Origin of the sequence: Parachlamydia sp. (assembly GCF_050255895.1) — a bacterium.
GTDB classification, from domain to species: Bacteria; Chlamydiota; Chlamydiia; order Chlamydiales; family Parachlamydiaceae; genus Parachlamydia; species Parachlamydia acanthamoebae.
In genome coordinates this window covers 21202-27214 of record NZ_JBFWIR010000046.1, presented here as the reverse complement: position 1 = coordinate 27214, position 6013 = coordinate 21202, and the positions used below count along the sequence as shown (strand labels likewise).

Genomic DNA, 6013 nt, shown 5'->3' with positions numbered 1-6013 from the left:
AGTGTTTCTTTTTCCGAAGATGATGTGATGGAGCTCTGGCAGACTGTCGAAAGTTTTTGTTGTCTAGAAACCTCCCAAACATATGCACAATCGATTAGCAATGCCTTTCATCATTTTAGGCACATTGATTTTAAGCAACCAAAGGAAGAAATCTTTTTGGATCTTTTTCACTGCTTTCTTGAAGTTCACAGCCTATGGTTAACGTCTATCAACGAAGATGCGGTTGAAGCCTCTTTAGAAGCATTGACGGATTTAACCGAGGAATCTAAAGCTTTTCTTAACCAAAAAAAATATCTGCTGACAATGCATGCTTGCAACCAGATTCAAAATAAACTCGCCACAACAATTCATGATGGGGAAAAAAACAAGCTTCTCAATCTCTTAAATTGGGTAAGCACTTCTGGAATGGATGCGTCCGAAGGCAAATGGCAAAAATGGAAAAATTACTACAACAGTTCTGAGAAAGATCCTCTTAAAGCCGCACTCAAATTTTCTGCCCATTACAATGACTTTCAAAAAAATCCAAAATTGAGTTCTTCTGCACGCAAAAAGCTCATGCCGTATTTACTCCCCAAAAAACACGCGGTCAAATCGCATTTGGATAAAATCTTTTTACACGCGAGAGCAACTCAAAACCCTCAATCTTTGAGCGATGCGAATTTTCAGGTTATTTCTGTTCAGGGAAGAAGCTTTATCCACGTCCTTGCTCATCCATCTTTTCCTCATTATTTACTCAAAGTTGTTTTGGATAACGAATTACGGAAAAAACGCAGTAAACCAGAGTGGGAATGGTTTGCACGACGCTGCGAATATGCCAAAAAAGTTGCCGATTTGATCGACAAACACCATATAAAGTCGTTTACTGTGCCAAAAAAATGGGTTTATCCACTTCCTTTGAAACCTTCTCCCCCTTCCTCAAGTGCTTACAAACAAAAACCAGTGGCTTTAGTTGTGCAAAAAATGAATCTTGTCCCTTATCAAGAAACACTGGATACGTGGAGAAATCAAATTGGGCAGGAACAATTGAAAGAATTATACACGATTGTCAGCAGGTTATCTAAAGTGTCTATTCGTCCGGATAACCTTCCTTTAACAACATCCGGAAAATTTGCTTTTGTAGATACTGAATATGTACGAGGCTCCCCTTCTTATGGATTTATCCGCCCATATCTTTCAAAGGAAATGCGGGTATACTGGGATCGCCTCGTATCAAAAGGAGGCAAATAAGCCTTTGCTCATGAGGAAAGGGATTAAAGTGAGATTGTTATGTGCGCGTACATAATCCACAAATCCCTTGCCCTGCTCATTTTTTAGCTTCCAATCCACCCCCCGCTTTTGCAAGAATAGAGCCAAGGCCAAGCTTGTTTCTTTATTGCCTTTAAATTTTGCGAGAACAAAAAGCAAAAGTAAAAAAGGGATTTCTTCTTTTTTCTTATCTTGGTAAAAAATGAGGGCCTGATGAATAGCTCTTTCTCTGGCATCTGTGGAAAAGGATTTATAAAGCTGGGAACTTGCTTTTTCAGCTTCTAAAAGCCATTGCTGGGGATCCTCTGTCTCATTATTTAATCTAAGCGTATCGAATTGATCAACAAGTAGCATCATCCGAAAAATAGCTTTTCCGCTGGCGATGGCACAGTTTCCAACTTTTTGTGCTTTCAGCTTGCCTTCCACAATTTGCTTCAAATCCAATCGCGAATGAATTTTTTTTCGATCCTTTTGCACAAATTCGAGTGGACGCTTTTCTCCCCGCCGCATCATTTTAACAAGCTTAGATGTTAAAGCTGCATCGATTTTGTAAATCTTATATCCCGAAGATTCTCCATCTTCATAGAGTCTCCCTCGATTGACTTCTACATAAAAACCCTTGTAAAGTAATCGATAGCAAGCATGCCCGACCCATCCCGAAGTCAATAAAACCATTTTTCCTTGCTGATAGTCTGCTATTATTTCTTCTTCGGTCTTTGAAGATGTTCGATTCAACCTCACATTTTCAAGGCCATCTAACATTTGCTTTTGAGATGCAACATTCGGCCATGCACAAATTGGTTGGGTCAAGGGTTCACTGAAAAATTTTTCAACGCTTTCCTTTAAGGCTTGTATCCCAAATCCATAGTTCATCCCTTCCCATGCAAATATATGCGAATCGAGTGTTGATTTTCCACGCAATGCGAATAGGTTGCTAAGATTTTTTTGAATTCGAATGTTTTGGCAACGCTCTAAATTCGCTCCTCTCTGAAGCAAGTAGTGGGCACATTCTTCATTGCCTTCTGTTAAAGCCACAAGCAAAGGAGAAAATCCCCACTTGTTAGGTTGATCTATTTCAACCTGGTTTTCAACAAGTAGCTTCACTAATGAGAAAGATTCAAATGCAGCTTCAACTAAAGGATCAAAATCTCTTTTTTTTATTATAATACCCTGACCGATTAAAAATTTGACAACCGCTTCTTGCTTTCCTAGAACTGCGGCGATTAAAAGGCTCTCTTTCGATTTTTTATCGAGTTTTTTTAAATCAAGAGATTGAGAAACAAGCTTTTGAAGAAATTCAAGAAATCCGAAGTAACAAGCCAGATCAAAAAGCTCATTTTTATATTTAGGATGCAAGGATCCAGGCAAACCTTCTTTTACGAATAACTCGGCCAACTCCCGATTTTTATTGAGTGCTAAATGAAAGAAAATTGCCTTCACTTGTTTTTTTGACGCGCGAAATTGAGCTCCCTCTTGAATCAAATATTGAGCGACTTCGATTTTTTTATAAATAAATGCCGCGGCTAAAGGTGATCCCTGCTTTGTTTTGCAATTCAATCGCACATGATTGTTAAGAAAAAACTGAACGAGAGGAACATGGCCGCATTCAATCGCTAATATGAATAAAGTCTCTTTTCGTTTGCGACTATTCAACCATTGAGATTGTTGCATCTGTGAGACGACTTCTAGGCGTCCTAAACGAACCGCCAATTCCAAATACTCGCTTTGCTCGGAGGTTTTAGTGACTGAAGGCAAAAATTGTTGGACTGCGAAAAGATCGTTTTCTTTAACTGCTTTATAGAAAAGGGCTTTGAGAGAAACATCATGTCGCTCTTTTTTTTCACTCGCATGCAAAAAATCAACAGTAGGGATTGCATCTTTTGCGATTACACTTGAAAAAGTGGAGGCTATTTTTTTATGTGACTCTTGTTTTTCACCCATAACCCATTTTTTTATACACGTGCGCTCCGAACCCGACAGAAAGATATAAGCTAACCACCGAATCGCCAGTCCATAAATTTTTTTGGGCGTCGACTTTTTATTTAACTCGTTGAAACTTTCTTGGATATACTTAGCATAAGTAACATAAACTTTATTCTGAATTCTATCTAACATTTGAGAATCTATTGAATTTTAATAATGATATAATCATATAAAAAAATATATCTAAATTCAATTAGAAAGGTTTGCTAATAATGATAAAGTACCTATTTTCTCTTTTTATTTTTGGAACATTTTTTAATTTATTTTCTGAAAATTTTCCTTGGAGCAACTCGAGGCAAGACTATTTGATTCAGCAAGCTCAAATTTTTTTTAATGAGCAAGAGGGCAAATATCCCAAGCTTGCGTATCCGATCACAAAAAATCAACTAGAGGTTATTTTTCAACTTTTTAAAAAATCTGAAGTCGAGATTATCGGTTATGGAAGTCTTATTCATCCTGCATCGGCACTTAAAACAGTTAGCCAACAGGCCATCCAAACGTTTCAACCGATTGTCGCCTTTGGTGCAAAACGTGTATTTGAAAGAGATGTCGCTCGGGTTGCCCATTGGGGAAAGCAAATCCGCATGAATGACACTGGCATGTTAAATATCTTTCCAACTCAAAATCTTCGCTCCATGTTTAATGGCATTTCGATGAAAGTCGACATCAACGAATTATTCCAACTTACTGAAAGGGAGATTGGATATGATCTCATTCCTTTAGTCACACTCAACTGGAATGATGCCATCAATGAAAATAATCTAACCCCTGCCTTTTTTATTGGGTACGCTTTTTCAGCATCAGATCAACCTCGCCAAGGAAAAATTTATATCTCTACATGCGTTAATCCTGTCCCAGGGTATAGCTATGCTTCTATGGAAGGAGCTGAACATTACGGCAAAGCATTTCTGAATTTTTGGATCGATACGACACTTCTTGCAGATCGAAAAACGCCTTTCATTCTCTGGTTAAAAAACCCACAAATCAATTGTGATTGCAAAAAAGGATGCCTTCTACCAACAAAAATGAATTGATAAAAAACATTTTTGTTCCTTTTCATTTATGATTATTTCAGGCACAATTGGCGCATCTTTTGTTTGAATGAAAAGCTTTGATTTTGTGGGATCTCTGAGGATTACGTGATGCATCAACCAACAAAAATCTCCTCACATTTAAAAACACCTGCTCCGGCCCATTTTTATCACCGGACGGACAGTTTATTGTTTCAATTTATTTTATGCGAATTCATTGCTGTTCATCGCGAAATTGAATTGATGAAAAACACCATGCTCAAAATGCCTCAATCAGAATCAACTTCTGAAGAGGAATTTACCTCTTTTTTAAATGCATTCACTCTGACGGCTCGTAACTTATCAGGTTCAGCCCAAGAACAGATGCGTTTTTTCGCGTGGAATTTAGAAGTAGGAGCCTTAACGAAATTGAGAAATTATTGTACGTTCTTCTCTCAAAATAAAGAAGATTCGGATAAGGCACCTATCCTGATGCAACGCTATGCGAATCGCGCTTGGCTGCTTTGTTTACAAGCTTTAGATTATGTGCGTGTTCTCCAACATAATCTGGTGGAGCCGATCTTGCCCATTGAGAAAATTCCAGAAACAAAAAATCTCTTGATCCTCACTGTAGAAAAAATATTCGGCCAAATCCAACGTCTGACCCGTCTGATAGCGCGCGTTTCTTTAACCTTTAGTCGGGATGAAAATATTTTATTTTACATTCTTCAGCAAAAAGAAGAATTTGATCAAATTTACGAAAAGAATTTTGTGAATAAAATTTTCGAAAAAATGTTCCAAAATGGGGTCCCTGAAGCGGGTCAATTTTTGCTCCAAAAATATGGAGAGCGAGGATTCTTTGATCTTCTCCCCCTCATTGCGAGCAAAATCACGGACCTACAAGTCGTTGTTTTAACATGATGGATATTGAAAAACAGTTTGCTGACCTTTTAACTCTCACTCAATTGTATGTGTTTCAAGAGCATCAGCTAAAAGATTGGACACTGGCGGAATCACAGGCTTTTACATATTTTAAAAAGCGGGCACAATCCCAAAAAGAGGCTAAACTTTCCCCAAAAACAGCACCAATCAATCCCTCTTTTACTCCCCTCCCCATTGCAGCGACTACTCCACAGGCCCCTCCTAAAAAAAAACCTTTGTTATCTGCTATTCTTGCAAAAGAAGAAAATAAGACAACTTTAGCTAAAGAATCAGAAGCCTCACCTGCAAAAACTCAGGCAGAATGGCATTTAGAACTTCCGCCAACTCCTACGGCCGATTCTTTTGAGCCATTTCATGCGGCGTTTCAAAAACTTTTTCCTGCGAGAACTCTGACAACACATATTCCCGATGATGCGGAAGCTAGACAGAAAAAAGAGTTATGGAAACTTCCTCAAAGCTCTCCTGCAGTGATTATTCTTTCATTTGGTGAACCCTCTAAGCTGTCTCTTTTTCTGCAAAATTTAGCAAAAGCCATTGAACATCTTGTTCCACAGCCAGTTGAAATACGTTCCGCTTTTTCCATTGAAGCTTTAAATGAGTGGAGCGCTCTTTTTCAATCTCAAGATTTACGCCTTATCATTGCAACAGATGCTGGAATTCAAAGCTGCCCCCAGCTGATCCCTTTTTATCGAGAAACACAAAAGCAATCCCGCCACTATTTAGATCGCATCCCCTTACTTCTATTGTCTGATCTCTCTTTATACTTAAAAGAACCCAAGCTAAAGCTTTCGTTATGGCAAGTCTTGTGTGAAATGTTAAAAAGCTGAAGGCTC

At 38.4% G+C, this 6013-nt stretch carries 5 protein-coding genes; 4 read left to right on the top strand and 1 reads right to left on the bottom strand.

What is annotated here, in order from left to right; all coding sequences use genetic code 11:
• Positions 1 to 1227 (top strand): hypothetical protein (locus tag AB7E63_RS08940; RefSeq protein ID WP_428419257.1); only part of this gene is annotated, 1227 nt, incomplete at its 5' end.
• Here AB7E63_RS08940 and AB7E63_RS08935 read toward each other — a convergent pair.
• Positions 1210 to 3360 (bottom strand): ankyrin repeat domain-containing protein, encoded by a 2151-nt coding sequence (locus AB7E63_RS08935; RefSeq protein ID WP_006342302.1) that lies wholly within the window; start codon positions 3358 to 3360, stop codon positions 1210 to 1212. The genes AB7E63_RS08940 and AB7E63_RS08935 overlap by 18 nt on opposite strands.
• 80 nt (positions 3361 to 3440) lie before the next feature.
• Between AB7E63_RS08935 and AB7E63_RS08930 the strand changes: the two genes are divergently transcribed.
• The 3 genes from AB7E63_RS08930 to AB7E63_RS08920 all read left to right on the top strand — a co-directional run bounded on the left by AB7E63_RS08930 (position 3441) and on the right by AB7E63_RS08920 (position 6007).
• Entirely contained in the window at positions 3441 to 4262 is an 822-nt protein-coding gene (locus tag AB7E63_RS08930) for a hypothetical protein (protein WP_006342303.1), read from the top strand.
• Positions 4263 to 4370: 108 nt separating this feature from the next.
• Complete coding sequence (locus tag AB7E63_RS08925; protein ID WP_006342304.1) at positions 4371 to 5159, top strand: hypothetical protein; 789 nt, start codon at positions 4371 to 4373, stop codon at positions 5157 to 5159.
• The gene (locus AB7E63_RS08920) at positions 5156 to 6007 is read left to right on the top strand and encodes a hypothetical protein (protein WP_006342305.1); all 852 of its coding nucleotides are present in this window, start codon (positions 5156 to 5158) and stop codon (positions 6005 to 6007) included. Before AB7E63_RS08925 ends, AB7E63_RS08920 begins: the two co-directional genes overlap by 4 nt.
• Positions 6008 to 6013 lie beyond the last annotated feature (6 nt).